Source organism: Streptomyces seoulensis, from assembly GCF_004328625.1.
GTDB lineage: Bacteria > Actinomycetota > Actinomycetes > Streptomycetales > Streptomycetaceae > Streptomyces > Streptomyces seoulensis.
In genome coordinates this window covers 453,100-478,646 of sequence record NZ_CP032229.1, presented here as the reverse complement: position 1 = coordinate 478,646, position 25,547 = coordinate 453,100, and the positions used below count along the sequence as shown (strand labels likewise).

At 74.1% G+C, this 25,547-nt stretch carries 20 protein-coding genes and 1 pseudogene; 11 read left to right on the top strand and 10 right to left on the bottom strand.

What is annotated here, in order from left to right; translation table 11 throughout:
- The first annotated feature begins 29 nt into the window (after positions 1-29).
- On the top strand, positions 30-1,268 hold the full coding sequence (locus tag D0Z67_RS02185) for an ROK family protein (protein WP_031180366.1): 1,239 nt from the start codon (positions 30-32) through the stop codon (positions 1,266-1,268).
- 17 nt (positions 1,269-1,285) lie between these two features.
- Positions 1,286-2,002 (top strand): NUDIX domain-containing protein, encoded by a 717-nt coding sequence (locus D0Z67_RS02180; protein WP_031180367.1) that lies wholly within the window; start codon positions 1,286-1,288, stop codon positions 2,000-2,002.
- A gap of 63 nt (positions 2,003-2,065) precedes the next feature.
- Here D0Z67_RS02180 and D0Z67_RS30535 read toward each other — a convergent pair whose 3' ends face one another.
- Together D0Z67_RS30535 and D0Z67_RS02170 are read right to left on the bottom strand one after the other, a co-directional pair.
- Positions 2,066-2,698: an ATP-binding protein gene (locus tag D0Z67_RS30535; RefSeq protein ID WP_382847270.1), complete on the bottom strand. Its 633-nt coding sequence runs from the start codon at positions 2,696-2,698 to the stop codon at positions 2,066-2,068.
- Positions 2,699-2,994: 296 nt separating this feature from the next.
- Complete coding sequence (locus D0Z67_RS02170) at positions 2,995-3,318, bottom strand: hypothetical protein (protein WP_031180369.1); 324 nt, start codon at positions 3,316-3,318, stop codon at positions 2,995-2,997.
- A gap of 293 nt (positions 3,319-3,611) precedes the next feature.
- On the opposite strand from D0Z67_RS02170, the gene cds1 reads away from it, so the two are divergent.
- Positions 3,612-4,736, top strand: coding sequence for an L-cysteine desulfhydrase Cds1 (cds1, locus tag D0Z67_RS02165; RefSeq protein ID WP_031180370.1), 1,125 nt, complete (start codon positions 3,612-3,614; stop codon positions 4,734-4,736).
- Between the two features lie 19 nt (positions 4,737-4,755).
- On the opposite strand, the gene D0Z67_RS02160 is transcribed toward cds1, so the two are convergent.
- Entirely contained in the window at positions 4,756-5,604 is an 849-nt protein-coding gene (locus tag D0Z67_RS02160) for a DeoR/GlpR family DNA-binding transcription regulator (RefSeq protein ID WP_031180371.1), read from the bottom strand.
- A gap of 316 nt (positions 5,605-5,920) precedes the next feature.
- Between D0Z67_RS02160 and D0Z67_RS02155 the strand changes: the two genes are divergently transcribed.
- The gene (locus tag D0Z67_RS02155; protein WP_031180372.1) at positions 5,921-8,275 is read left to right on the top strand and encodes a hypothetical protein; all 2,355 of its coding nucleotides are present in this window, start codon (positions 5,921-5,923) and stop codon (positions 8,273-8,275) included.
- A 7-nt stretch (positions 8,276-8,282) separates the two neighbouring features.
- Here D0Z67_RS02155 and D0Z67_RS02150 read toward each other — a convergent pair whose 3' ends face one another.
- From D0Z67_RS02150 to D0Z67_RS02140, 3 genes are all read right to left on the bottom strand, one after another.
- Positions 8,283-10,724 carry a right-handed parallel beta-helix repeat-containing protein gene (locus D0Z67_RS02150; RefSeq protein WP_031180373.1) on the bottom strand — a complete coding sequence of 814 codons (2,442 nt, stop codon included), beginning with the start codon at positions 10,722-10,724 and terminating at the stop codon, positions 8,283-8,285.
- Positions 10,725-11,056: 332 nt separating this feature from the next.
- Entirely contained in the window at positions 11,057-11,662 is a 606-nt protein-coding gene (locus D0Z67_RS02145; RefSeq protein ID WP_031180374.1) for an Rv1733c family protein, read from the bottom strand.
- A gap of 497 nt (positions 11,663-12,159) precedes the next feature.
- Entirely contained in the window at positions 12,160-12,621 is a 462-nt protein-coding gene (locus tag D0Z67_RS02140) for a DUF6643 family protein (RefSeq protein WP_031180375.1), read from the bottom strand.
- A gap of 205 nt (positions 12,622-12,826) precedes the next feature.
- Here D0Z67_RS02140 and D0Z67_RS02135 point away from each other — a divergent pair, with 205 nt between their 5' ends.
- Positions 12,827-14,023 carry a TerD family protein gene (locus D0Z67_RS02135; RefSeq protein ID WP_420824423.1) on the top strand — a complete coding sequence of 399 codons (1,197 nt, stop codon included), beginning with the start codon at positions 12,827-12,829 and terminating at the stop codon, positions 14,021-14,023.
- Between the two features lie 7 nt (positions 14,024-14,030).
- Here the strand turns inward: D0Z67_RS02135 and D0Z67_RS02130 are convergent, their stop codons facing one another.
- Entirely contained in the window at positions 14,031-15,206 is a 1,176-nt protein-coding gene (locus tag D0Z67_RS02130; protein ID WP_031180377.1) for a glycosyltransferase, read from the bottom strand.
- A gap of 57 nt (positions 15,207-15,263) precedes the next feature.
- Between D0Z67_RS02130 and D0Z67_RS02125 the strand changes: the two genes are divergently transcribed.
- Positions 15,264-16,061 carry a glutamate racemase gene (locus tag D0Z67_RS02125; RefSeq protein WP_031180378.1) on the top strand — a complete coding sequence of 266 codons (798 nt, stop codon included), beginning with the start codon at positions 15,264-15,266 and terminating at the stop codon, positions 16,059-16,061.
- A 93-nt stretch (positions 16,062-16,154) separates the two neighbouring features.
- A complete protein-coding gene (locus D0Z67_RS02120; RefSeq protein WP_031180379.1) occupies positions 16,155-16,700 on the top strand; it encodes a hypothetical protein in 546 nt (181 codons plus the stop codon).
- A gap of 18 nt (positions 16,701-16,718) precedes the next feature.
- On the opposite strand, the gene D0Z67_RS02115 is transcribed toward D0Z67_RS02120, so the two are convergent.
- The gene (locus tag D0Z67_RS02115) at positions 16,719-17,699 is read right to left on the bottom strand and encodes an O-antigen ligase family protein (protein ID WP_031180380.1); all 981 of its coding nucleotides are present in this window, start codon (positions 17,697-17,699) and stop codon (positions 16,719-16,721) included.
- Positions 17,700-17,965: 266 nt separating this feature from the next.
- Between D0Z67_RS02115 and lnt the strand changes: the two genes are divergently transcribed.
- Positions 17,966-19,570: an apolipoprotein N-acyltransferase gene (gene lnt, locus D0Z67_RS02110; protein WP_031180381.1), complete on the top strand. Its 1,605-nt coding sequence runs from the start codon at positions 17,966-17,968 to the stop codon at positions 19,568-19,570.
- Positions 19,571-19,585: 15 nt separating this feature from the next.
- Here lnt and D0Z67_RS02105 read toward each other — a convergent pair.
- Positions 19,586-20,467, bottom strand: a pseudogene (locus tag D0Z67_RS02105) (IS5 family transposase).
- 138 nt (positions 20,468-20,605) lie between these two features.
- Between D0Z67_RS02105 and D0Z67_RS02100 the strand changes: the two are divergent.
- The 3 genes from D0Z67_RS02100 to D0Z67_RS02090 all read left to right on the top strand — a co-directional run bounded on the left by D0Z67_RS02100 (position 20,606) and on the right by D0Z67_RS02090 (position 23,978).
- Entirely contained in the window at positions 20,606-21,085 is a 480-nt protein-coding gene (locus tag D0Z67_RS02100) for an NUDIX hydrolase (protein WP_031180384.1), read from the top strand.
- 55 nt (positions 21,086-21,140) lie between these two features.
- On the top strand, positions 21,141-21,938 hold the full coding sequence (locus tag D0Z67_RS02095; protein WP_031180385.1) for a 3-hydroxybutyrate dehydrogenase: 798 nt from the start codon (positions 21,141-21,143) through the stop codon (positions 21,936-21,938).
- A gap of 87 nt (positions 21,939-22,025) precedes the next feature.
- Positions 22,026-23,978, top strand: a complete 1,953-nt coding sequence (locus D0Z67_RS02090) for a helix-turn-helix domain-containing protein (protein ID WP_031180386.1) — start codon at positions 22,026-22,028, stop codon at positions 23,976-23,978.
- Positions 23,979-24,012: 34 nt separating this feature from the next.
- Here the strand turns inward: D0Z67_RS02090 and D0Z67_RS02085 are convergent, their stop codons facing one another.
- Positions 24,013-25,401: an MFS transporter gene (locus D0Z67_RS02085; RefSeq protein WP_037774634.1), complete on the bottom strand. Its 1,389-nt coding sequence runs from the start codon at positions 25,399-25,401 to the stop codon at positions 24,013-24,015.
- Positions 25,402-25,547 lie beyond the last annotated feature (146 nt).

Here is a 25,547-nt window from a genome sequence, read left to right as displayed (position 1 = left end):
CCGGCGCGGATCATGCGAGACTCGCCCCCATGAGCGGCATGGCGGACCCCCGGAAGGCGGGGGCAGGACCCATCTCACGGGCGCGGCTGGACCGGGGACGCGGTGCCCTCGGGCCCGCCCTCGAGCTGGTGCACACCGGACGCGCCCCGACCCGCGCCGTGCTCACCGCCGAACTCGGCGTCACCCGCGCCACCGCCGGTGCCGTCGCCGCCGAACTGGAGGCGCTCGGCCTGATCAGGGTCGACGCCCGCCCCAGCGCCCCCGCCGGTTCCCAGGGCCGCCCCTCGCACCGCCTGGAGGTCGCCGAGAACGGGCCCGTCGCGCTGGCCGCGCAAGTGCACACCGACGGCTTCCGCGCCGCCCTGGTCGGCCTCGGCGGACGGATCGTGGCGACCACGCCCGGCTGCGAGGCCGTCGACGCGGACCCTGCCAAGGTGCTCGGCGCGGTGGTGGAGGCGGGCGCCGACCTGCTGCGCGCCACCGGCCGCCGCTGCGTGGGCGCCGGACTCGCCGTGCCGTCCGCCGTAGCCGAACCCGACGGGCTCGCCCTCAACCCCCTCCACCTGGCCTGGCCCGCCGGGGAGCCGGTGCGCCGCATCTTCACCGACCTCGTGCACGCCGCCGGGATCACCGGCCCCGCCTTCGCGGGCAACGACGTCAACCTCGCCGCGCTCGCCGAACACCGGCACGGCGCGGGCCGGGGCGCCCGGCACCTGCTGTGCGTGGCCACCGGGCACCGGGGTGTCGGCGGCGCCCTCGTCCTCGACGGCCGCCTGCACACCGGGAGTTCGGGCCTCGCCCTGGAGGTCGGCCACCTCACCGTCAATCCCGAGGGCCGCGTCTGCCACTGCGGCAGCCGGGGCTGCCTCGACGTCGAGGCCGACCCGCTCGCCCTGCTCACGGAGGCCGGCCTCGATCCCGGCCCCGAGGTCTCACTCCTCGACCAGGCCGACGACCTGCTGCGCACCCGGTACGCCGAGCCCGCCGTACGCGCCGCCGCCGAGACCCTGATCGACCGGCTCGGACTGGGGCTCGCCGGACTGGTGAACATCCTCAACCCCGACCGCGTCATCCTCGGCGGACTGCACCGGGGCCTGCTCAACGCCGACCCCGAGCGGCTGCGGGCGGTCGTCGCCGAGCGCAGCCTGTGGGGACAGAGCGGCAGTGTCCCCATCCTGCCGTGCACCCTGGACCATGACAGCCTGGTCGGCGCCGCCGAACTCGCCTGGCAGCCGGTCCTCGACGACCCGCTCGCGGCGCTGCGGTGAGGGAAGACGGTCCTGCGGTGACGGCGGAGCTGTGGGACGTCTCCCGCCTCCGCTTCGAGGAGACCGCCCCGCCCGGTCTCACCGCCGCCCAGCGCACCACGATGGACGCCCGCTGGGCAGCCGCCGTACGCGCCAACCCGACCCTGTTCGACGGCCCGGTGGCCGCGCTCGCCGGGTACGAACGGGACGGCGCGGGCGGCCTGTCGGTCTCCTGGACGAGGCTGACGTACCGGTTCCGCGCCCTGCGCGGGCTGCCGGGCGCGCCGGCCGTCGCGGCCCTGTTCGTTGCCGTGCTCCAGCCCTGCGACGACGGGCGTCTGCTGGTGGGCCGGATGTCGCCCACCACCTCCGCCCCCGGCCGGTGGCAGCCACCCGGCGGGACGCTCGAACCTCCGGGTGACGGGGGCGCGTTGGACTTGGAGCTGCTCCGCGCCCACGCCGCGCGTGAACTGGCCGAGGAGACCGGCTCGGACACCCCCGCCGACGCGCTCGTACCGGGGCCGGTCGTCCTTGGCGCCCGGGGCAGCCTGGGGTTCCTCTTCACCGCCCCGCCGCGGCCCGCGCGCGAACTGCGGGAGCGGTACGCGGAATTGGCGCGCACCGAGACCGCGTCCGGGGTGGACCCCGAGTTCGACCGGGTGGAGTTGATCGGCTCGCTGTCCGAACTCCGTTCGCGGCCCGGCCCGTTGGCGTCCTACCTGGAGTTGGCAGCGAGGCGCTTCTTCGGGGCGTAGCGAAGGGCTCGGCGTGGCCCGGTACGGCGCACGGGCGCGGTACCGGGCACGCGTTCCGTGCGGTCAGCCGGGGACGGCCGACGTCGCGGAAGCCACGGCCACCACCACGGGCTCGGCCGGTTGAGGGGCCACGGGTTCGGGTGCCGCGTGGGCCAGAGCGGGTTCCGGTGCCGGGGTGGCGACCGGGGCGTGGGCCACGGCGGGCTCGGGGGAGCGGACCGGACCGTGTGTCACCGAAGGCTCGGGTGCCGGTGCGTGGACCACGACCGGCTCCGGTGCGCGGACCGGTTGCTGGACGGTGAGTTGGGCGGGCTCGGGCCGCTTCTCCGCCGCGCGGAGCGGCTTCGGCGCCATGGGAAGCGGGGCCGGGGCGGCGGTCGCGGACAGCGCGAACCACACGACCTTGCCGTCCTCGCCGTCCGGGCGGCACCCCCAGCTCTCGCTGACGGCGGCCACCATCACCAGCCCGCGCCCGCAGGTGGCGAGCGGTCCGGCGTCCGACGCGTCGGCGCCCTCGGGCACCACGGGAAGACGGGGATCGCGGTCGCGGACCGAGACGGTGAGCCGGTCGGACTGGAACTCCAGCTCCACGGTGCACGACTTGTCGGGCCGGGCATGTCGGTGGACGTTGCTGAGCAGCTCGGTCACACCGAGCGCGGCCCGGTCTATCAAGGGGTCCAGACGCCAGTAGCGCAATTGCGCAGATACGATTCTGCGGACCTGGCCGATCCGCGACGGCAGGGCTTGGAGCTCCACCGTGCAGTGCCTGTTCGGGTAACTGATCACGGCTGCGACTCCCCGGTGTGAGGTCCGGATTGACCGGAGGAACACGGAGAACAACGGAAATCCGGGAGGGCGCCGACGTCCCTGTGACCGCCGCCGTCGAGGCCGACGGGCTGGTCCGCAGCGTTACCTCCGGTAAACCCAGAGTGACGTGAGATCAGCGTGCCGCAGTGCCCGCCCTCCCGCAACTCGCCACGGTGGCCCGCAGGTCAGCCACCCCGGCCGGCCGCGCGGCGCACCGCTTCGACGAACCGTCCGGCGGCGGGCGGCCCCGGTTCACCGGGCTCGGCGGCACGTTCGGTGAGCGTCAGCTGGTAGCGCCGGCCGTTCAGCTCGGCCTGCGCCCGGTCCTGCGGGGCGAACCACGGTCTGGAGGCCCTTACGGTCCCGACGGGGGCGCTGTCGATCTCGCTGCCCGCACTGGTGAGCAGCTCCACCCTGCCGTCGCCGACCCGGACCCGGCCCGCCCGCGTCAGCGAGCGCACCCCCTTGCCGATGCGCACGCCTCTCGCCGTGAACTCCGGCTCCGCCATCCCGCACCGCCCCCTCGCGCGTACCGTCCACCGGCCCCCGGGTGGCGGCCGGTCCACGCGGTGCAGTCTGCCCCGGCGCGGACGGGAGCACCAGTGCGCGCGGACGGGGCGCACGTGGCGCCGCAGCACTCGCGCCAATGCGCCCCCGCGCCCCCTCGTACGGGTGTGCCCCAGGCTGCCTTTGGGTGGCTCAAAGATGCGTTGATGCAGGTGAGAAGCGGTGCGACTGATGCCTATGATCGGGCTGCCGACCGCGCCGGGCGTCGTCGGCGCCCAGCGTAAGGAGCCCCGCCGTGAGCACCACCCCACCGGCCCGGACCGGCGTCACCCTCGATGTCGACCGCAGTGACGCCGTCTACCGGGACTGGCTGAAAGAGGCCGTGCGCAAGGTCCAGGCGGATGCGAACCGCTCGGCGGACACGCATCTGCTGCGCTTCCCGCTGCCCGAGGAATGGGGCATCGACCTGTACCTCAAGGACGAGTCGACCCACCCGACCGGCAGCCTCAAGCACCGCCTCGCCCGCTCCCTCTTCCTCTACGGCCTGTGCAACGGCTGGATCCGTCCCGACCGCCCGGTGATCGAGGCGTCCAGCGGCTCGACCGCCGTCTCCGAGGCGTACTTCGCCTCCCTGATCGGGGTCCCGTTCATCGCCGTCATGCCGCGCACCACGAGCGCCGAGAAGTGCCGGCTCATCGAGTTCCACGGCGGCCGCTGCCACTTCGTGGACGACCCGCGCACCATGTACGCCGAGTCCGCGCGGCTCGCGGCCGAGACCGGCGGCCACTTCATGGACCAGTTCACCTACGCCGAGCGCGCCACCGACTGGCGCGGCAACAACAACATCGCCGAGTCGATCTTCCGGCAGCTCGCGCTGGAGCGGTACCCGGTGCCCACCTGGATCGTCGCCACGGCCGGCACCGGCGGCACCTCCGCCACCCTCGCCCGCTATGTGCACTACCTCCAGCACGACACCCGGGTCTGTGTGGCCGACCCCGAGAACTCCTGCTTCTTCGAGGGCTGGACCACCGGCGACCCGGACGTCACCTACGACTGCGGCTCCCGTATCGAGGGGATCGGGCGGCCGCGCATGGAGCCCAGCTTCGTGCCCGGCGCGATCGACCGCATGATGAAGGTCCCGGACGCCGCGAGCGTGGCCGCCGTACGCGCGCTGGAGCGGGCGCTCGGCCGCAAGGCGGGCGGGTCCACCGGGACCGGGCTGTGGAGCTCGCTGAAGATCGTGTCCGAGATGGTGGCCGAGGGCCGGAACGGCAGTGTGGTCACCCTGCTCTGCGACCCCGGCGACCGCTACCTGGACAAGTACTACTCGGACAGCTGGCTGGAGGAGCAGAACCTCGACATCGGGCCGTACACGGCCGCGATCGAATCGCTGCTGGCCACGGGCGTGTGGCCGGGCTGACCGGGCCCTCGGGAGGCCGTCAGTCCTCTTCGGGGCCCTCGGGCTCCTCGTCGTCCTCCGGCTCGCCCGCCACCACCAGGCGCCGCAGCCGCTCGGAGATCTCCGCACGGGCCTCGGCGGGCAGCCCGCCGTCCGTGACGAGCGTGTCCACCTCGTGCAGCGCGGCGAACGAACTCAGGCCCACCGTGCCCCACTTGGTGTGGTCGGCGACCACCACGACCCGGCGCGCCGAGCGCACCAGCTGCCGGTTGGTCTCCGCCTCCGCGAGGTTCGGCGTGGACAGTCCGGCCTCCACCGATATGCCGTGCACGCCGAGGAACAGCACATCGAAGTGGAGGGCGGCGATGGCCCGGTCCGCGACCGGACCCACCAGGGAGTCGGAGGGGGTGCGCACCCCGCCGGTCAGCACCACCGTGGCCGCGCCCGGCCGCCGGCCCGTGGTGCGTTGCGCGGTGTGGAACACGTCCGCGACCCGCACCGAGTTCGTCACCACGGTCAGGTCGGGCACCTCCAGGAGCCGGCGGGCGAGCGTGTAGGTGGTCGTACCGCCGGACAGCGCGATCGCGGAACCCGGCGCCACCAGGCGCGCGGCCGCCCGCGCGATCTCCTCCTTGGCGGTCGGCTCCAGGCCCGACTTGGCCTCGAAACCCGGCTCGTGCGTGCTCGCCTCGACCACCGGGACCGCACCGCCGTGCACCTTTTCCAGCACACCCTGCCGGGCCAGCGCGTCCAGATCGCGGCGCACGGTCATGTCCGAGACGCCCAGCTGCCGGGTCAGTTCGTTGACCCGGACCCCGCCCCGCCGCCGGACCTCGTCCACGATCAGAGCGCGCCGCTGCTCCGCGAGGAGGTTCTGATTCTCGCTCACGTACGCTCCGGTCCTTTCGCCACACCTGTCCGAGCTTCCCGGCGCATCTACGGTGACCTGCCCGTTCCCCGGGCGCACCACATGCGTCGGCCTCTCATCTTGTCACGGGCCGCCATGGGGCGCGCCACTGGCTGTCACCACGCACACATAGGGCGCGCGCACATGTGTGCGGCCACCATGGCGGCCCTCGTCACCCGGATCGGGGAGATTCCGTGACAAGGGCCGTCCGCCAGGTGTACGCCACCTTGGAAGCGGAGAACCTGAAGCCCGCACGGACTTGAGACTCCTCAGGTGACAACGGAAGTGCGGACGACAAGTGGAACACGCGCGGGAACGCATCACCGATCCCCGGCCGGGCCCTCCCGACCCGCCGCCCCCGGCATCCGCCGGCGGAGCACGCGGCCTGGAACTGCTGGTGCACGGCGTCGGCGGCACCACCCCCGAGAAGATGCTCGCCGAGCCGCGCACGATCCGCGTGACCGGCGACGACACGGCCGCCGTCTACCGCCGCGCCGAGGACGTCCCGGAGTCCCCCGGACCCGCCGGACCCGCCCTGGACGAACGCCCCGGCGAAGGCCCGGTGCGCGAGGCGTACGTCTGGTGCAACCTCACCTCCGGCAACGGCACCCGGGCCCTGTGGCTGTTGCTGCTGCCCTTCATGGTGGTCAACCTCGCCCACTGGATGCGCCCCTCCGTCGAGCGCCCCGGCCCCTCGGTCCGCCTCTACGGCCTCCTCGTCCGGCTGGCCGCGCTCACCCTGACCGTGCTCCTGGTCGCCGCCGCCTCCGAGGTCGCGCTGGACCTGGTGGCCTGGCAGTGCGCCGGTGCCCCCGCCTGCGCCGGCCGCCACACCTGGCTCACCTTCCTCTCGCCCAGCCTCTCCGGCGGCTGGTGGACCCCGCCCGGCCGCCGCCTCGCCCTCGCCGCCCTGGCGCCCACCCTGCTCACCGCGCTGCTCTGGTACCTCTCCCACCGCACCTGGAGCGCGTACGAGTCCCACCGCCCCCTGACCACCACCGCCGAACCGGCCGCCGACGAGGGCGCGCTGGCCCGCCCCGGATTCTGGTACGGCCGCCGCCTCGGTGCCCGGCTCCGCGCCGCGCACACCTCGGCCGGCCTGCTCACCGTCGCCGCCGCCGTCACCCTGCCCGCCGTCCGGTTCGACCACCGCCCCGGCGGACCCGCACTCCTGGACCTCCTCGGCGTCCTGCTCGGCACAGGCATCCTCACCTGGGCCTGCGCGGTCGTCGCGGTGGTGTGCCGCCGGGGCCGCAGCGAACGCGAACTCGACCAGGCGCTCGACCGCCACCTGCTGCGCGCCCTCCCGCTCGGCGCCCTCGCCCTGCTGCTGCTCGCGGTCACCTACGCCTGCTCGGCCCGGCCCGGCTGGCAGTCCGCCGGGCGGCTGCCCGGCGACCCGGCGTTCGGCGCGATCATGCTGGCCCAGGGCATCCTCGTCGTCGCCCTCGCGGTCGTCGCCCGCCGGCTGCACCGGCGCCTGCCCGACCCCCGCGCCGCGATGCGCGGCCTCGGCGGACCGGCCGTCGCCCTGCTGGCATGCGCGCTCGGCGGAGTCGCCTCCGGCGGAGTCGCCCAGCGCGTCGCCGACTGGCTGGACGGCACCCGCGCCTCGATCACCGGCCCGCCCGTCACCCTCACCTGGCAGGCGTCCGCGATCCCGCCCGTACTCGCCGTGCTCCTCGTACTGATCGCCTTCCTGGCCCGGCGCACCGCGCGCCTCGCCCGCGCCGAGCGCCGACGGGTGCGCGCCGAGCACCCCGGTGAGCCCGAGGACCCCCATCGCACGCGGCGCATCGCCCACGTCCGCGCCATGGCGACCCTCACCGACCGCGCGCCCCTGATCCTCGCCGTCGGCTCCGTCGCCACCCTGATCGCCGGCGCGGGGGCCCTCACCGGCGCCCTCGCCACCGGGCTCGCTCCCGCCCACGCCGCCCGGGACGCCTGGGCCCCCGTCCATGTCGCCGCCGAGATCTGCCAGACGCTCGGCTCCTGGCTGGTCGGCGTCGGCTTCCTGCTCTTCGTCACCTGGGGGCGCCGCGCCTACAAGGACGCCTCCGCCCGCCGGACCATAGGCATCCTGTGGGACGTCGGCACCTTCTGGCCGCGCGCGGCGCACCCCTTCGCGCCCCCGTGCTACGCCGAGCGCGCCGTACCCGACCTGACCTGGCGCACCGCGACCTGGACCGAGCGCACCGGCGGCCGTCTCGTCCTCTCCGGCCACTCCCAGGGCAGCGTCCTGGTCGCCGCCGCGGCCTGGCAGCTCCCGCCCGCCGTACGGCAGCGCGTCGCCCTGCTCACCTACGGCTCACCGCTGGAACGGCTCTACGGGCGCTGGTTCCCCGCCCACTTCGGCCCGGCCGCCCTCGCCGCCCTGCACCGGGACATCTGCTGCTGGCGCAACCTCCACCGCCGCACCGACCCCATCGGCGGCCCCATCCGGCTGCCCGCCGGGCACGGCACCGAGGTCGACCACGAGCCGCTGCCCGACCCACGCGCCTACGGCCGCACCCCCGAACACCCGCTGCCCGCGCCGATCCTCGGCCACTCCGACTACCAGGAGGACCCCGTCTTCGTCCGCGAACGCGACCGCCTGCTGGCCCGCCTCCACCCCGACCTGCCCGCACCCCGCCCGGAACCGGACCGGAAGTGACGGCGCCTCACGGCAGTTCGGGCAGGTCCTCCGGGTACAGCAGGGTCAGGTCGTCGGTGCTCGGGTCGGCGAACTGCGCCACCCGGCTCGCGTGCCGCTCCACCATCGCCTCGAACGTCTGCCGCGCGGTACGGCCGTTGCCGAACGCCGGGCCCTTCGGCAGCGCCGTGAAGTACTTCAGCAGCGCCTCCGCCGTGCCGGACGCGAGCCGGTACTCGTGCTCGTCCGTCTGCTGCTCCACGATCCGCAGCAGCTCCTCGGGGCCGTAGTCCCCGAAGGTGATCGTCCGCGAGAAGCGGGACGCCACACCGGGGTTGACCGACAGGAAGCGCTCCATCTCCGCCGTGTAGCCCGCCACGATCACCACGACCGCGTCCCGGTGGTCCTCCATCAGCTTCACCAGGGTGTCGATGGCCTCCTTGCCGAAGTCACGCCCGGCGTCCTCCGGCGACAGCGCGTACGCTTCGTCGATGAACAGCACCCCGCCCCGGGCCCGTTCGAACGCTTCCTGGGTGCGGATCGCGGTGGAACCGATGTGCTCGCCCACCAGATCGACCCGGGACACCTCCACCAGATGCCCTATCTCCAGCACCCCGAGCGCGGCCAGGATCTCCCCGTACAGCCGGGCCACCGTCGTCTTGCCGGTGCCGGGGGAGCCGGTGAAGACCAGATGCCGCTTGACCGAGGCCGCCTTGAGCCCCGCCTTCTGTCGCCGTCTGCCCACCTCGATCATGTCGGTCAGCGCCCGCACCTCGCGCTTGACGCTCTCCAGGCCAACCAGGGCGTCGAGTTCACCCATCACCGCCTTCGAGGTACGGGTCTCCCGCTCGGGCACGGGCGCCGCCGCCGACGGCTCCGCGCCGACGGCACGCTGTCCCGGAATCGCGCCGAGCAGCCCGCCGGTGGACGCCGGAACCGTCTGCACCGCCGTGTCCTGCGCCGCCGGGGGCCGCAACGCGCCGCTCTCGTCGCTGGAGCAGTCCTCCACGACCGGACCGGCGCCCGAGCCCGCGTCCGGACCGCCCTCGGCGAACTCGTAACCACCGCGCACACAGCGCTCCGTACGGCACTTGCGCAGGGTCGTACGGCAGCCGTCGAGTACATGGAAGCCGTAGCCGCCGCTGCCGGTCACCCGGCAGTTGACGAAGCTGCCCCGGCCGCCCGCCGAGACGTAGAACCCCGCCTCGGCGGGGCTCTCCACCGCGCAGCGCTCGATCGTCGGGTCCGCGCCCTTGGTGACGATCACGCCGGTCTGGGTGCCGTCCACCGTGCAGTTGCTCAGCGTGCCGCCGCTGCCGTGGTCCCGGAACCAGGCGCCGGTCGCCGCGTCCCGGATACGGCAGTCGTCGAGCTGGGCGGTCGCGCCGTCGCTCACCGAGACCGCCGTGTTGCGCACCTGGGAGAGGTCGCTGTCCACCACGTCCGCGCGGGAGCCCCGGTCCAGCACGAACAGGGCGTCCGGCACGTCGTGCACCCGGCAGGAGTCCAGTACGGCCGTCGCGCCGTCGCTCACCCAGACCGCCGGGTAGTCGCCGGTGCTGTCGAAGATCTCGCACTGGTTGGCGTCCACGCGCGTGCCCGGGTCCCACACCGACAGGCCGTTGCGCCCGAACTGGCGCACCGTCGTCCGGGTCAGGGTCAGCACCGAACGGGAGCGCAGGTCGACCGCGTTCTCCGGGATGTCGTGGATACGGCAGTCGGCCAGGGTCAGCACCGCGTCGGTGTCGAGGGTGACGCCGTCCGCCGAGGTGCGGTGCACCGCGCAGTCGGTGAGGTGGGCGGTGGCCCCCTGGGTGATCTGCACCCCGGCCCCGCGGACCTCGTACACCTCGCAGCCGAACGCCTCCAGCGCGGAGTTCTCGCCGGTCGCGCTCAGTCCGCTGCCCGAGGCGTGGTGCACCCGGCAGCGGTCCAGGCGCGGACGGCCGCCACCGCGCACCGCCACGCCCGCCTGGCCGGCCGAGACGACCTCGCACTCCTCGAACACCCCGGCGGCGCCGTCGAGGACGAGGACGCCGATGCCGGCCGGGTTGTTCACCGTGCAGCGGCGCACGGTCGGGCGTGCTCCGCCGCGCACCTCGATGCCGGAGGCGGAGCGGGTCACGATCCGCACGTCCAGCAGTTCGGGGGTGCCCTCCTCCACCAGCAGCGCCGGGGCGGCGCCGTCCTGGCCCTCCACATGCAGGCCCTGCACCACGGCGGAGGCCCGCACGGTCAGCGGGACGCCGTCCACGGGCGCGATCCGCACCGAGCCCGGCGCGTTGTCGGGGCCGCGCAGTGTCACCTCCCGCCGCACGACGAGGTTCTCCCGGTAGGTGCCGGGGGCGATGGTGAGGACGTCGCCGTCGGAGGCGGCCTCGAGAGCGGCCGCGAGCGACGCGTACTCACCCGTGCGGCGTCGCCACCGCGATGTGCCGGTGTGCGTCACCTGGACCGTGCCCTGTGCCATGGCGTTGCCGTGCCCCCACCTCGTGGTACTTGTGCTCGTCCGCCTCAGGGGCTCCGCAGCCGGTGCCGGGACGGCGGGCCGCGGAGCGCCCCAAGGGCGTTCACGGATACGCGTGTTCCGGACTCCGGCGCGGCCTTCGGCTCGCTCGCGCGCGGGTCGATGCCGAAAGCGAGTCGGCCGGTCCACCGTAGCGTGCGCGCGGGCGGCGGACCGACCAGAGCCGCAACCCCGGACCCGGAGCCCGTGCCGCCCAGCCCTAGGGCCTGTCGTTTGGATCATGCCGACCCGAGCGGCGCAGTCACTCTCGGCCGACCTGATCCAAACGACACCCCCTAGCTGCCCGTGTCGGCCTTGCCCCAGTCCGGGCCCGCCCGGTCCCAGGCGCGGTCCCAACTCGCGTGGCGGCGGCGGACCATGCGCCACACGACGAGGCGCCGCACGCTCTCGATGAGCCCGGCCGCCACCACGGCGGCGCCGAAACCGGCCAGCACCGCGTGCGCCCGCGCGGTGGCGGAGTCCAGTGGCCGGGTCGTTATTCGCCCGGCCGGGTCCGTCCACAGCCTGAAGTGCTCACCCGCGCGGGGGGACTTGACCTCGGCCAGCACCGCGCCCTGCCGGCGGCTGCCGTCCGGCGCGGTCCACCCGGCCACCACCCGGCTGCGCGAGGTACGGGCCGCGCCGGTGTCGGGATCGGCCTCGGGCGGGGCCTGTGCGAGGGTGCGAAGCACGGTGGCCGTGACCAGATGCCGGGTGTGCCGCTGCTCGCGCACCGACCGCCGCAGCGAGTCCTGTGTCGCCGACCCGGTGACGACGCCGACGACGGGCATCGCCACGAGCGTCAGCAACAGCGCGACGAGGCACACCCATGCCTCCGCGAGATCGGTCGGGCGGCGCAGCGGATTGCCGCGCCAGCGCCACACACCGCTGATGGTCCGCACGTCCCCCACCCCCCTTCGCTCCGACGCCCCCTGTCCTGCCCCGTGTCGGCCCCGCTCATCCCCCGGCCCGGTGAAGAGGGCACGGGAGAAGGACATCACGTCCCTGCGGTCTCTCTCACGGTTTTCTCATGTTCGCCCAACGACCGAAGTGCGGGGGGAGTTCCCGGTTCCCGTGCCCGAACAGCCGACCAGTGGTGACGCGGTGTGGGATGTGGACGCCCGCCGGTCCGTACGGCTGGGAAAAGTGAGCGGCATGTTCCCCGTGTGACGGGGTACGGGCACCGTCGGGAGAGGCAGACGGAGGGGGACGGACGAATGCCGCCGCCGGGCGACAGGCCCGGCGACGGCACACGGCACAAGGGGGACGGGGCGGCTCGGGCGGGGTGACGACCTCCCCCCGTCGTCGAACCGGTTCCACCGCTGGTCACGGTGGGCATCGATCGATCGCGGAGTCGCGTTCCCGGAGCCGGACGGCCGCTACGAGGAGCGGAACGGGCTCAGTAGCCGCGGTACTGCTGGTTGTTGTACGGCTCCTGGTACGGCTGCTGCGGCGGCCGGGGAGCGGCCGGGCGCATCGCCTCGTAGCCCGAGGGCGCCGGGCGCGGCGGCTGGGGCTGCGCGCCGGGGTAGCCGCGCGGGGCGCCGGCCTGCTGCGGGATGTACGCCGTGGGCGTCGGCTGCATCTGGGGCGCCTGCTGCTGCGGGTAGCCGTAGGCGGGCTGCGGCGAGGGGGCCGCGGGCAGCGCGGGGAGAGCGGAGGGCAGTGCGGGGAGGTTGCCGCCGGGGGAGGGCATGCCCGGGGAGGACTGCATGCCGAGACCGGTGTCATAGGCGGCCGGGACCCGGATCGGGGCGATCTGCGGGGTGCCCCGCTCGGCCACGAGCGAGTCGTAGATCGGGGTGTCCGGGAAGGAGGCGGAGTAGTAGCCGCCGCCATAGGTGGAGCGGGGGGAGGTCATGGCACATAAGTTAAGCCCACGATGTGCTGGTTGGGGAGACCGATAAGAGGGTTGTTTTCCGTGTCGGCGGCGATCTGCGATCGCTAATCCGAGCGAACTTGGCAAAAATGGACTCCATCCGGTGTCTGGATCGTGTAAAAGGCGAGTTCCTGTCCGATTACCGGCGGTTGACGGAGCGTCGGAAGATGTACAGATGGGGGCGGACATGTCAATGCCCAAGGGGTCGAACACACCGGTGCCCGTCACCGCGCTCCGTGTCGAGGTGACCCGCCGGGCGGGCCCCGGCATCCCCGACGTGGACGCCTCGGCACTGCTTCTCTCGGGCGGCAGGGTCCGCGCGGACGGCGATTTCGTCTTCTACAACCAGCCCGCGCATCCCTCCGGCGCGGTCCGCCACGAGGGCAAGCGGGCCGGCGGGGCGCAGGTCACCGACACCCTGCTCGTCGACCTCGCGCGCGTGGAGGCCGGCGTCGAACGGATCGTCCTCGCGGCCTCGGCCGACGGCGGCACCTTCGGCCAGGTCCCCGGTCTCGCCGTCCAGGTCACCGACCCCGCCACGGGAGACACCGCCGCCCGCTTCGACAGCACCGGCGCCACCGTGGAGACCGCCTTCGTCCTCGGCGAGTTCTACCGCCGCCAGGGCTCCTGGAAGTTCCGGGCCGTGGGCCAGGGCTACGACAGCGGACTGGAGGGCCTCGCGACGGACTTCGGCATCACCGTCGACGTACCCCAGCACCCCGGGCACCCCGCAGCACCCCCCGCCCCGGCCGCGCCGCCGGCCCCGCCCGCCAAGGTCACACTCACCAAGGCGACCCCCTCGGTGTCCCTGGCCAAGCAGGGCGGCACCTCCGGCGTCATGCGCGTCAACCTCAACTGGCAGACCCGCAAGCACATCACCGGCCGCGGCCGGGGCCCCGGACCCGGTGACGTGGACCTCGACCTGTGCGCCCTGTACGAACTCGCCGACGGCCGCAAAGGCGTCGTACAGGCCCTCGGCAACGCCTTCGGGGCGCTGGAGCGGCCGCCGTACATCCATCTCGACGGCGACGACCGGACCGGGGCCGTGACGGACGGTGAGAACCTCACCATCAGTCTCGACCACAAGGAGCACCTCAGACGGGTCCTGGTGTTCGTCACCATCTACGAGGGCGCCCGTTCCTTCGCCGACCTGCACGCCACCGTCACCCTGCGGCCCCAGCACGGCGCCCCGATCGACTTCTCGCTGGACGAGTGCACGGTGCCCTCCACGGTGTGCGCGCTCGCGCTGATCACCGACGCGGGCGGCGACCTCGTCGTCCGGCGCGAGGCCCGCTATCTGGTCCCGGAGCGCGGGGTGAGCCCGCAGCGCACCGTGGACCGGGCCTACGGCTGGGGCATGAACTGGACGCCCGGCCGCAAGTGAGCCGCCCTCAGCCCTCGTCCGGCACGGCGTCGGGGCGCGCGTAGGTACGGCCCTTCCAGGCGGCGCCCCGGCCCCGGTAGTGCCGGACCGCCGAGTCGAGGGTCATCAGCAGATACAGGAACGCCGTGAAGGGCAGCAGAGGAGCGAGCCACAGCGGCTGCCGGTAGTAGCGGAGCATCGGCACGTACGTCGCCGCCATGACCGCCCACGCCACCGCGCCGAGCGCGCACGTCGGCGCGCTCCCCACGGCCGCGCCCGCCACCACCGACACGGGCGGCACCAGATACACCAGCACCAGCCCCGCCACCGTGCCCAGCAGCAGCGCCGGACTGTGCCTGAGCTGGGCGTACGCGCTGCGCGCCACCATGCGCCACAGCTCGCCGAGCCCCGGGTACGGGCGCACGCTGTCCACCCGGTCCGCCAGGCCCAGCCAGAGATGGCCGCCGTTCGCCCGCACCGCGCGCGCCAGCGCCACGTCGTCGATGACCGCGTGCCGGACCGCGTCCGGAATCCGGGCCCGCTCGGCCATGTCCGCCCGCAGCAGCACACAGCCCCCGGCCGCAGCCGTCGTACGCGCTCCCCGGCGGCCGATCCACCGGAACGGGTAGAGCTGGGCGAAGAAGTAGACGAAGGCCGGGACCACCAGCCGCTCCCAGGGGCTCTCCGCGCGCAGCCGGGCCATCTGGGAGACCAGGTCGAAGTCACCCGTACGGGCCGCCGCGACCAGGGAGCGCAGGCTGTCCGGGGCGTGCGCGATGTCCGCGTCCGTCAGCAGCAGGAACTCGGGATCACGCGCGCGAGCCAGCGCGATCCCGTGCCGGACCGCCCACAGCTTGCCCGTCCAGCCCTCGGGCGGCTCACCGGGGGAGTCCACCGTGAGCGGCAGCCCGCCGTACCGCGCGGACAGCTCGCGGGCCAGCTCACCGGTGCCGTCGCGGCTGCCGTCGTCCACCAGGAAGACCTCCGCCCGGCCCGGATAGTCCTGGGCGAGCAGCGAGGGCAGGCTCGCGGGCAGCACGGCCGCCTCGTCACGGGCCGGGACGACCACACAGACCGGGGGCCACTCCTCGGGCTCGCGGCGCGGGGGAAGGCGTACATCGGTGCGCCAGAAGAAGCCCTGGCCCAGCAGCAGCCAGCACCAGACGGCGAGGGATACGGCGGCGGTCCACACGATGGCGCTCACGGCCGCAGTCTGCCCCACCCGAAGGGCCCGTCAACGGTCATCGACTATCGTGGCCGGGTGAAGATCGCGCTCATGGACTCCGGAATCGGCCTCCTCGCAGCCACCGCGGCGGTCCGCCGCCTTCGGCCCGACGCGGATCTCGTGCTCTCCCTGGACCCCGACGGTATGCCCTGGGGCCCGCGCACCCCCGAGGACCTGACCCGGCGTGCCGTCGCCGTCGCCGAGGCCGCCGCCGCGCACCGGCCGGACGCCCTCATCGTCGGCTGCAACACAGCGACCGTGCACGCCCTGCCCGCGCTGCGCGCCCTCTGCGAACCCGGCATCCCGGTGATCGGCACCGTACCCGCGATCAAGCCCGCCTCGGCCGGCGGCGGACACGTGGCGATCTGGGCGACCCCCGCCACCACCGGCAGCCCCTACCAGCGCGGTCTGATCGCGGACTTCGCGCACGGTGTCCAGGTCACCGAGGTGCCCTGCTGGGGGCTGGCCGAGGCCGTCGAGCACGCCGACGAGCAGGCCATCGCCGCGACCGTCGCGGCCGCCGCCGAACTCACCCCGCCCGACGTCACGACCGTCGTCCTGGGCTGCACCCACTACGAACTCGTCGCGGAACGCATCCGCGCCGCCGTCCAGCAGCCGGGCGCCGCCCCGCTCGTGCTGCACGGCTCCGCCGGAGCCGTCGCCTCCCAGGCGCTGCGCCGGATCGGGGAGAGCGCCGCCCCCGACGCCCCCGCCGGGGGCTCCCTCACCGTGCTGCTCAGCGGCCGTGAGGGGAGCGCGCTGCCCGCCGCCGCGCTGCACTACGCCGAGGGACGGCTGCTGCCCACCACCGGCCCGCTCGCCGACCGGATGTGACACCGGGCGCCCGCGCGGTCCGCCCGTCCGCCCGGAGCAGTACCTCTGCGTGACCGGATACCACCACGGCGGAACCTGGGTAACCTCATAGACATGAGGGAGCACCGCGACTCCGAGGACGCCCCGCACCCCGACGTCTGGACCGGACGCGCCACCAACCGCGTGCAGTGGGTGCTGGCGCTGGCCGGCGCCGCCTGCATGGCGCTCGGCATCGAACTGGCCGTGCAGTCCGCGTGGACCTCCGGGATCATCGCCCTGGTCATGTCCGTGGTGGGCTGCATCGCGGTCGGGCTGCTCGTCCTGTTCGGCACACTCGCCTTCGTGCACGTCGACCTCAAGCTGGACCGGGACGCGCTGGAGGTCCGCTGCGGCCATGTCGGGCTGCCGCGCCGCCGCATCCCGCTCTCCCAGGTCGTCGACGCCGAGTACCTCCCGCACGTCACCCCCCGGCACTGGGGCGGCTGGGGCTACCGCTGGCGCCCCGAGAAGGGCACCGCCGTGGTCGTCCGCCGGGGCGAGGGCATCGTGCTCAGCCTGTGGGACGGCCACACCTTCACCATCACCGTGGACAACGCCGAGTCGGCGGTCCGCGTCATCCGGGCCCGGCTGCTCGCCATCACCCCGGGCAACGCGCACTGACGACGCGCACCGACCCGCTCAGCCCACCGGCTCCTGCCGGGGCACCGGCTCCGCGCGGGGCGCCCGCTCCTCCTCGCCCCACGGGCGCGCCGTCGCCCACCCGGCCAGCAGTCCCGCGCCCGCCGTCACCGTGGTGAAGCTCAGCGCGTCACCCACCGACGCGATCACCGCCAGCGCCGTGAGCGCCGCACCCGCCGTCAGCACCACCGGCGTCGGCCGGGCCGCTCGCCACAGGGCGTGCAGCACCCAACCGAACACCGCCGCCAGCAGCAGCGCCCCCACCACCCCCTGCTCGGCCAGCAACTGCAGCGGCGCCGAGTGCGGCCGCCCCACCGGATCACCAGGCGTACCGAAACGCCCCGGCCCCACCCCCCACACCGGCGCCTCCCGGGCCAGCCGCAGCGCCCGGCCCCACAGCCCCACCCGGTACGGCCCGATCCGCTCCGTGAACTCCGCGGCGAACCCGCCCGGCAGCACCCCCGCCGCCAGCCCCCACACCGCGGCCGCCGCCACCCCGGCCACGACCGACAGTCCGGCCAGGCCCGCGCCCCGGTACGGGATCGAACCGGCGGCCACCGAGCACAGCAGTACCGCGCCCCCGGCCGCGCAGCCGCCCGGCGAACCCAGCAGCGCCCCGGCCGGCACCAGCGCGGCCGCCGACAGCCACAGCAGGGGCCGCATCCCCGGCACCGGCGTCGACCAGGCGGCGCAGCACAGCGCGCCCGTGGCCAGCGCCAGCAGCGCCGCCACGGCACCGGCCTGCCCGAGCGGAGCCGCGTAGGCCGGTCCCGGCAGCGGGCCGGGCATCGTCACGGCCAGCACCAGCGCGGCCGCCGCCCCGGCGCACGGCGCGGCCACCGGGAGCAGCGCCCCCGACATCCGCCCCGCCGCGCAGCCCGCCGCCGTGGCGAGCACGGCCAGCAGCATCCCCTCCGGCCGCCCGTCGTGCGCCGCCGCCGATATCAGAGCCCAGGCCGCGCACAGCCCGAGCAGGACCATCCCCGCACCGTCGGACCCGTTCCGTCCCGCGCGGTCCACGTCCACCCCGGACGCGCGCTCCATCCCCGTCGACGCCACCCGTTGCCCCTCGCACCCGGTCCCCCGACCTGTGGCCGCACCTCGCGACGGCATCCGGCCGGGACCGGCCGCGCCGCCGAGGCTCGGATCACGCTAACGGCTGCGGGCCGATTTGTGGACGAGTTGCGCGTGAATGCCGTGATGACCGGCATGTCGGGGGGTGTGCGGACCGCCGTACACTCCCCAGGGTGACCGTCACCGCAACTTCCGTGGACCGGCCGGACCGGCTCCAGCCGTCCCCGGCCAAGGGCGCCCGCGCCCGCCTGATCCGCCTGGTCCCGGCCCTCGTGTCCGCGCTGAGCGGCGTGCTCCTCTACGTCAGCTTCCCGCCCCGCACCCTGTGGTGGCTTGCGCTGCCCGCCTTCGCCTGCTTCGCCTGGGCGCTGCGCGGCCGGACCTGGAAGACGGCGCTCGGCCTCGGCTACCTCTTCGGCCTCGGCTTCCTGCTGCCGCTCCTGGTGTGGACCGGTGTGGAGGTCGGCCCCGGCCCCTGGATCGCCCTCGTCGCCATCGAGGCCGTCTATGTCGCGCTCGTCGGCGTGGGCATCGCCGCCGTGTCGAGGCTGCCCGTGTGGCCGGTGTGGGCGGCGGCGCTGTGGACCGCAGGGGAAGCGGTACGCGCGCGCATGCCCTTCGGCGGGTTCCCCTGGGGCAAGGTCGCCTTCGGACAGGCCGACGGCGTCTTCCTGCCGCTCGCCGCGCTGGGCGGCACCCCGGTGCTCGGCTTCGGCGTCGTCCTGTGCGGCTTCGGCCTCTACGAGATCGTCCGGCTGGCACTGCGCCGCCGCGACGGCGAGGTACGGCGATCGGCCGCCGTCGTCGCGCTGCTCAGCTTCGTGTTGCCGGTGGTGGGCGCGCTCGGCGCGCGCGCCCTGGTCAGCGACAAGGCGGAGGCCGGGACCGCGACCGTGGCGCTGATCCAGGGCAACGTGCCGCGCGCGGGCCTGGAGTTCAACGCCCAGCGGCGCGCGGTGCTCGACTACCACGCGCGGGAGACCCGCCGGCTCGCCGCCGAGGTCGCGGCGGGCAAGGCGCCGCGCCCCGACTTCGTGCTCTGGCCGGAGAACTCCTCCGACATCGACCCCTTCGCCGCCCCCGACGCGGCCGCCGTCATCCAGGGCGCCGCCGAGGCGATCGGCGCGCCCATCTCGGTCGGCTCGGTCGTCGAGCGGGACGGCAGGCTCCTCAACGAGCAGATCCTCTGGGACCCGGTCAGGGGACCCCTCCAGACCTACGACAAGCGCCAGGTGCAGCCCTTCGGCGAGTACCTCCCGATGCGGTCGCTCATCGGCGCGATCAACAGCGAGTGGACCAGCATGGTCCGCCAGGACTTCAGCCGGGGCGACAAGCCGGGCGTCTTCGGCTTCGGCCGCGTCAAGGTCGGCCTCGCCACCTGCTACGAGGCCGCGTTCGACTGGGCCGTGCGGGACACCGTCACCCACGGCGCCCAGATGATCTCCGTGCCGAGCAACAACGCCACCTTCGACCGCAGCGAGATGACCTACCAGCAGCTCGCCATGTCCCGCGTCCGCGCCGTCGAGCACAGCCGGGCCGTGACCGTGCCGGTGACCAGCGGCGTCAGCGCGGTGATCATGCCGGACGGGCGGGTAGTGCGGCACACCGGGATGTTCGTCCCCGCCCACATCGACATGAAGGTCCCGCTGCGCACCTCCGAGACGCCCGCCACCCGGCTCGGCATCCTGCCCGAACTGGCGCTGCTGCTGGTCGCGGCGGGCGGTCTGGGCTGGGCGGGCGCGGTGGTGGCACGCGGCCGACGGGCCTCGGGCGTCTAGGCACTGTCCGGCGGATCATGGTCGGAGCCATAAGCGGATCGCTGCTGCGGTGACCGTGCCGTGGAAGACGTAGGCCCGTTTGTCGTAACGGGTGGCGACAGCGCGGAAGTTCTTGAGCCGGTTGATGGTCCGCTCGACCTCGTTGCGACGCCGGTAGCGCTCGCGGTCGAACCCGGCGGGTCTGCCGCCCGTGCTGCCTCTGCGCCGACGGTTGGCCCGCTGGTCCCTCGGCTCAGGGATCGTGTGTTTGATCCTGCGTCTTCGCAGGTAGCGGCGGTTGCGGCGGGAACTGTAGGCCTTGTCGCCGCTGACGTGGCCGGGCCGGGTCCGGGGCCGTCCGCCCAGCGGCCGGGGGACTCGGATCCGGTCCAGGACCTCGATCAGCTGCGGGGCATCGCCCCATTGACCCGGCGTGAGCAGCAGGGCCATGGGACGGCATCCACCCTCGCCGGCGAGGGTGGATCTTGCAGGTCAGACCGCCCCGGGACCGTCCGAGTCCCTCATCGGGGCGGTGGTGCCGGGGCGTCGTCCTTTTTTCGGAACCCGCGGCCTGGCCTTGCGGGCGCCGGCCGCGTGCTGGTGAGCCCGGCAGGACGTCGAGTCCACTCCGACCATCGACCAGTCGATCCGCCCCGCCAGGTCGGCGTCGGCCTGGACCGCCTGCAGGACCCGGTCCCAGGTGCCGTCCGCCGACCAGCGGCGATGCCGTTCATAGACCGTCTTCCAGGACCCATAGCGTTCCGGCAGGTCACGCCACGGGACAACGGTCCGAACCCGGAACAGGATCCCGTTGATCACCGTGCGATGGTCGCTCCACCGGCCTCCCCTACCGCCCGCGGACGGCAGATGCGGCTCGAGCAGCGACCACTCGCGATTCGTCAGATCCCCCCGACCCATGCTCCGTCCAACGAGCAGCCGGTCGGAAAGTCACATGATCCGCCGGACAGTGCCTAGCGGCGCGCTTTCGGCGTCCAGCCGGGCGGGCGCGCCCGGCCGTGGCGGTCGGCGGGTGCCGGGCCGTTTAGGGTCGGGGCCATGGCTACACCTGAATTCATCACCGCGCTCCGGGCCACGGCGGGCACCCAGTTGCTCTGGATGCCCGGTGTCACCGCCATCGTCTTCGACGACGAGGGGCGGGTGCTCCTGGGCCGCCGCACCGACACCCGCAAGTGGTCCGTGGTCGGTGGCATCCCGGAGCCGGGGGAGCAGCCCGCCGCCTGCGCCGTGCGCGAGGTCTTCGAGGAGACGGCCGTGCACTGTGTGCCCGAGCGGGTCGTCCTGGTGCAGGCCCTCCAGCCGATCACCTACGGCAACGGCGACGAGTGCCAGTACATGGACATCACCTTCCGCTGCCGGGCGGTGGGCGGCGAGGCGCGGGTCAACGACGACGAGTCGCTGGACGTGGGCTGGTTCGCGGTGGACGCGCTGCCGGAGCTGAACGAGTTCTCGCTGTTCCGGATCAAGCAGGCCCTGTCCGAGACACCCACATGGTTCGACCCCATGACTCTTGGCTGAAGTATGGGTTCTCGCCCTATGTGGCGAGCCGGGGGCGCGTCATTAGGGTCGAAGCATGATCTCGCCCAGCCCTCAGCCCAGCACCTCTTCCGCCCTGGACCTCGCCGGCCGGGTCGCCCTCGTCACCGGGGCCGCCGGAGGCATCGGCAGCGCCTGTGCGCTCCGGCTCGCGGCGGCCGGGGCGGAGGTGCGCGCGCTCGACCTGGACGCGGCGGGGCTGGCCGAGCTGGCCGGCCGGGCCGGGGGCCTCGCGGGCCGGATCGTGCCCCGGGTGGTCGACCTCACCGATCTCGACGCGGCCGAGGAGGCCGCCGCCGGGGCCGACGTCCTGGTCAACAATGCCGGGCTGCAACTGGTACGGCCGCTGGAGGAGTTCCCGCCCGAGGTCTTCCACACCGTGCTGACGGTGATGCTGGAGGCGCCGTTCCGGCTCATCCGTGGGGCGCTGCCCCATATGTACGCGCAGGGCTGGGGGCGCATCGTCAATGTGTCCTCCGTCCATGGGCTGCGCGCCTCTGCCTTCAAGTCGGCCTATGTGGCCGCCAAACATGGGCTGGAGGGGCTGTCCAAGACGGCGGCGCTGGAGGGCGCCCCCCATGGGGTGACGTCGAACTGTGTGAACCCCGCCTATGTGCGCACCCCACTGGTGGAGAAGCAGATCGCCGACCAGGCCGAGGCGCACGGCATCCCGGAGGACCAGGTGCTCTCCGAGGTCCTGCTCAAGGACAGCGCGCTGCGTCGGCTGATCGAACCCGAGGAGGTCGCGGAGGCCGTCGCCTACCTCTGCGGCCCGCAGGCGTCCTTCGTCACCGGCACCTCCCTGGTGCTGGACGGCGGCTGGACGGCCCACTGAACCGGTGTCCCGACCAGCCCGCGTGGGCCCTCGCGGAGTTGTCCACAGGGCTGACGGGCCGAGCCCACGATGAGCGATCCTGTGGCCATGTCTCCCGATCAACTCCAGTCGGCCGCGCGCCCCGCCACCGGGGCCGCCGCGGCGGGGGCCGTCGCCTGTGCGGAGGCCCCCTACCTCGAACTGCTCGCCCGCGACGCCTCCCCGGAGGCGTACGAACGTCCCGTCCTGCTCGCCCGCGCCGAGGGGGAGTCCGTCGACCGGGTCGCCGCGCTGGAACACGCCAAGTTCCTCGCGCTGCGCGTCCGCGCCGAGCTGGAGGGGCGCCGCCGCCGCGAGGCGGAGCTGTCCGCCCTCTTCGAGACCGCCCACGACCTGGCCGGGCTCAGGGACGTGGACGCGGTCCTGCGGGCCATCGTGCAGCGCGCCCGCTCCCTGCTCGCCACCGACATCGCCTACCTCAGCCTCAACGACCCCGAGCGCGGCGACACCTACATGCTGGTCACCGAGGGCTCCGTCTCCGCCCGCTTCCAGCAGCTCCGGCTCGGCATGGGCGAGGGGCTCGGCGGACTCGTCGCCCAGACCGCCCGGCCGTACGTCACCGACGACTACTTCCAGGACGCCCGCTTCCAGCACACCGACACCATCGACGTCGCGGTGCGCGACGAGGGCCTGTTCGCCATCGTCGGGGTCCCGCTGACGCTCGGCCCGCAGGTCATCGGCGTCCTCTTCGCGGCCGACCGGCGCGCGCGGGTCTTCGAGCGCGAACAGATCGCCCTGCTCGGCTCCTTCGCGGCCCTCGCCGCGGCCGCCATCGACACCACCAACCTGCTCACCGGGACCCAGGCCGCCCTCGCCGGACTCGAACGCGCCAACGAGGTCATCCAGGACCGCAGCGCCGTCATCGAGCGCGCCTCCGAGGTGCACGACCGGCTCGCCGAACTCGTCCTGCGCGGCGGCGGAGTGCACGACGTGGCCGCCGCCGTCGCCGAAGTCCTCGACGGGGCGGTGGAGTTCACCGAGACAGGCGGCACGCCGGCCGAGGCGCTGGAGGCGTCCCGCGCCGAGGGGCACGCCGTGCGCCACGGGCCCGACTGGATCGCGGCCGTGGCAGCGGGCGAGGAGGTGTTCGGCGCGCTCGTCCTGCACGGCCACCCCGACCTCGACCCGGTCGACCAGCGCACCCTGGAGCGGGCCGCCATGGTCACCTCCCTGCTCCTGCTGGCCCGCCGTTCCGCCGCCGAGGCCGAACGCCGGGTGCGCGGCGAACTCCTGGACGACCTCCTCGACGCCCGCGACCGCGACCCGCGCCTGCTGCGGGAACGTGCCGCGCGGCTCGACGCCGACCTGGACGCCACCCACGCCGTCCTCGCCACCCGCCTCGACGCAGCCTCGGCCGACGCCGACGAGGAGGCCGCCGCCAGGCGCCGCCTGTGGTCCGCCGCCTCCCACCTCGCCACCACCCGGCACGGCCTGGCCGGCACCCGCGACGGCGGCACCGTGCTGCTGCTCCCGCTCGGCCCCGGCGACACCGCCACGGAACTGGCCCGGCGCACCGCCCGCGAACTGGGCACCGCCGTCCGCCAGCCGGTCACCGTCGGAGCCTCCGCCCCCGTCACCGGCCTGGCCGCCCGCCCCGACCAGGTGGCCGCCGCCTACGCCGAGGGCCGTCGCTGCCTGGACGCTCTCCAACTGCTCGGCAGGTCGGGGGAGGGCGCGGCCGCCGAGGACTTCGGCTTCCTCGGGCTGCTGCTCGCCGGGGACCGGGACATCGGCGGCTTCGTGGACCGCACCATCGGCCCCCTCGTCGCCTACGACGCGCGGCGCGGCACCGATCTGCTGCGCACCCTGGACGCCTACTTCGCCGCCGGGATGAGCCCGGCCCGCACCAAGGAGGTGCTCCATGTCCATGTGAACACCGTCGCCCAGCGGCTGGAACGGGTGGGCCGGCTGCTGGGCGAGGACTGGCAGACCCCGTCCCGCGTGCTGGAGATCCAACTCGCGCTGAGGCTGCACGGGTTGTCGGGTCCGGGACGCCGCTGACCGGCACCCGCACGGGGGTGCCGGCCGACGCCGGTCAGGGGGCCGGGGTCTTCGCCACCGGGTCCGCCGTGTCCACCGGGGCGGACGGGGAGGCGCCGTCGGCCGTGACGTCGGCGAGGTCCCGGTCGCGGGTCTCGACGGCCACGCCCACGGCGACCAGGGTGAGCAGGACGGCGCCGATGACGTACAGGGCGATCGGGGTCGCGCTGTCGTACTCCGCGAGCAGCGCCGTGGCGATCAGCGGGGCGGGCGCACCGGCGGCCACGGAGGAGAACTGGGCGCCGATGGAGGCGCCGGAGTAGCGGACGCGGGTGGCGAACATCTCCGCGAAGAAGGCTGCCTGGGGCGCGTACATGGCGCCGTGGAGGATCAGGCCGACGACAACGGCAAGCACCAGCCGCCCGAAGGTACCCGCGTCCACCAGCGCGAAGAACGGGAAGATCCACAGGCCCACGCCGGCCGCGCCGAACAGGTACACCGGCCGCCGTCCGACGCGGTCCGAGAGCGCGCCCCAGGCGGGTATCACCGCGAAGTGGACGGCGGAACCGATGAGTACGGCGTTGAGCGCGGTCTGCTTGGAGACGTCGGCGGAGGTGGTGGCGTAGACGAGGATGAAGGCGGTGATGACGTAGTAGCTGATGTTCTCCGCCAGGCGGGCGCCCATGGCGACGAGCACCTCGCGCCACTGGTGGCGCAGCACGGACACCAGCGGCAGCTTCTCCGCCGCCTCGCCCTGCCGTGCCTCGGCGCGGGCCAACGCCTGCTTGAAGACGGGCGATTCGTCGACGGAGAGGCGTATCCACAGCCCCACGACCACCAGCACACCGGAGAGCAGGAAGGGGACGCGCCAGCCCCAGGCGGTGAACGCGTCGTCCGAGAGGGTGGCGGTGAGCAGGGACAGCACACCCGTGGCGAGCAACTGCCCCGCGGGCGCGCCGGTCTGCGGCCACGAGGCCCAGAAGCCGCGCCTGCGCGCGTCCCCGTGTTCGGACACCAGCAGGACGGCGCCACCCCACTCGCCGCCCAGAGCGAAACCCTGCACCAGGCGCAGCGCGGTGAGCAGCACCGGCGCGGCGGTGCCGATGGTGGCGTGGGTCGGCAGCAGGCCGATGCAGAAGGTCGCCCCGCCCATCAGCAGCAGGCTCAGCACCAGCAGCCTCTTGCGCCCCAGCCGGTCCCCGAAGTGCCCGAACACCAGCGCCCCGAGCGGTCGCGCCGCGAACCCGGCCGCATAGGTCACGAACGCCAGCAGCGTCCCCACCAACGGGTCGGAGTCCGGGAAGAACAGCTTGTTGAACACCAGGGCCGCCGCCGACCCGTACAGGAAGAAGTCGTACCACTCGATGGTGGTGCCGATGAGGCTGGCGGCGACGATGCGGGGGAGCTTCGCCGGGGGCGGGGGAGCGGTGTGGTCGGCTGCCATGTGCGCCACTTCCTTGTGTGCGGTGGGGACGGGTGGTGTCGGCACACCGTAGGAAGGGGCAGGTCAGGGGCACATGTGGTGGGGCTACATAGTTCGGGGCGGGAGTGTGCGTGCGGCCCCCATATGGCGGCCGCACACAGACCCAC

Bases quoted from the DNA above. Each gene is read 5' to 3' on its own strand.
- D0Z67_RS02135 (WP_420824423.1), top strand. From the start codon at position 12,827: ATGTCAATGCCCAAGGGGTCGAACACACCGGTGCCCGTCACCGCGCTC.
- D0Z67_RS02095 (WP_031180385.1), top strand. From the start codon at position 21,141: ATGATCTCGCCCAGCCCTCAGCCCAGCACCTCTTCCGCCCTGGACCTC.
- D0Z67_RS02150 (WP_031180373.1), bottom strand. From the start codon at position 10,724: ATGGCACAGGGCACGGTCCAGGTGACGCACACCGGCACATCGCGGTGG.
- D0Z67_RS02100 (WP_031180384.1), top strand. From the start codon at position 20,606: ATGGCTACACCTGAATTCATCACCGCGCTCCGGGCCACGGCGGGCACC.
- D0Z67_RS02120 (WP_031180379.1), top strand. From the start codon at position 16,155: ATGAGGGAGCACCGCGACTCCGAGGACGCCCCGCACCCCGACGTCTGG.
- D0Z67_RS02170 (WP_031180369.1), bottom strand. From the start codon at position 3,318: ATGGCGGAGCCGGAGTTCACGGCGAGAGGCGTGCGCATCGGCAAGGGG.
- D0Z67_RS02090 (WP_031180386.1), top strand. From the start codon at position 22,026: ATGTCTCCCGATCAACTCCAGTCGGCCGCGCGCCCCGCCACCGGGGCC.
- D0Z67_RS02140 (WP_031180375.1), bottom strand. From the start codon at position 12,621: ATGACCTCCCCCCGCTCCACCTATGGCGGCGGCTACTACTCCGCCTCC.
- D0Z67_RS02115 (WP_031180380.1), bottom strand. From the start codon at position 17,699: ATGGTCCTGCTCGGGCTGTGCGCGGCCTGGGCTCTGATATCGGCGGCG.
- D0Z67_RS02185 (WP_031180366.1), top strand. From the start codon at position 30: ATGAGCGGCATGGCGGACCCCCGGAAGGCGGGGGCAGGACCCATCTCA.
- D0Z67_RS02085 (WP_037774634.1), bottom strand. From the start codon at position 25,401: ATGGCAGCCGACCACACCGCTCCCCCGCCCCCGGCGAAGCTCCCCCGC.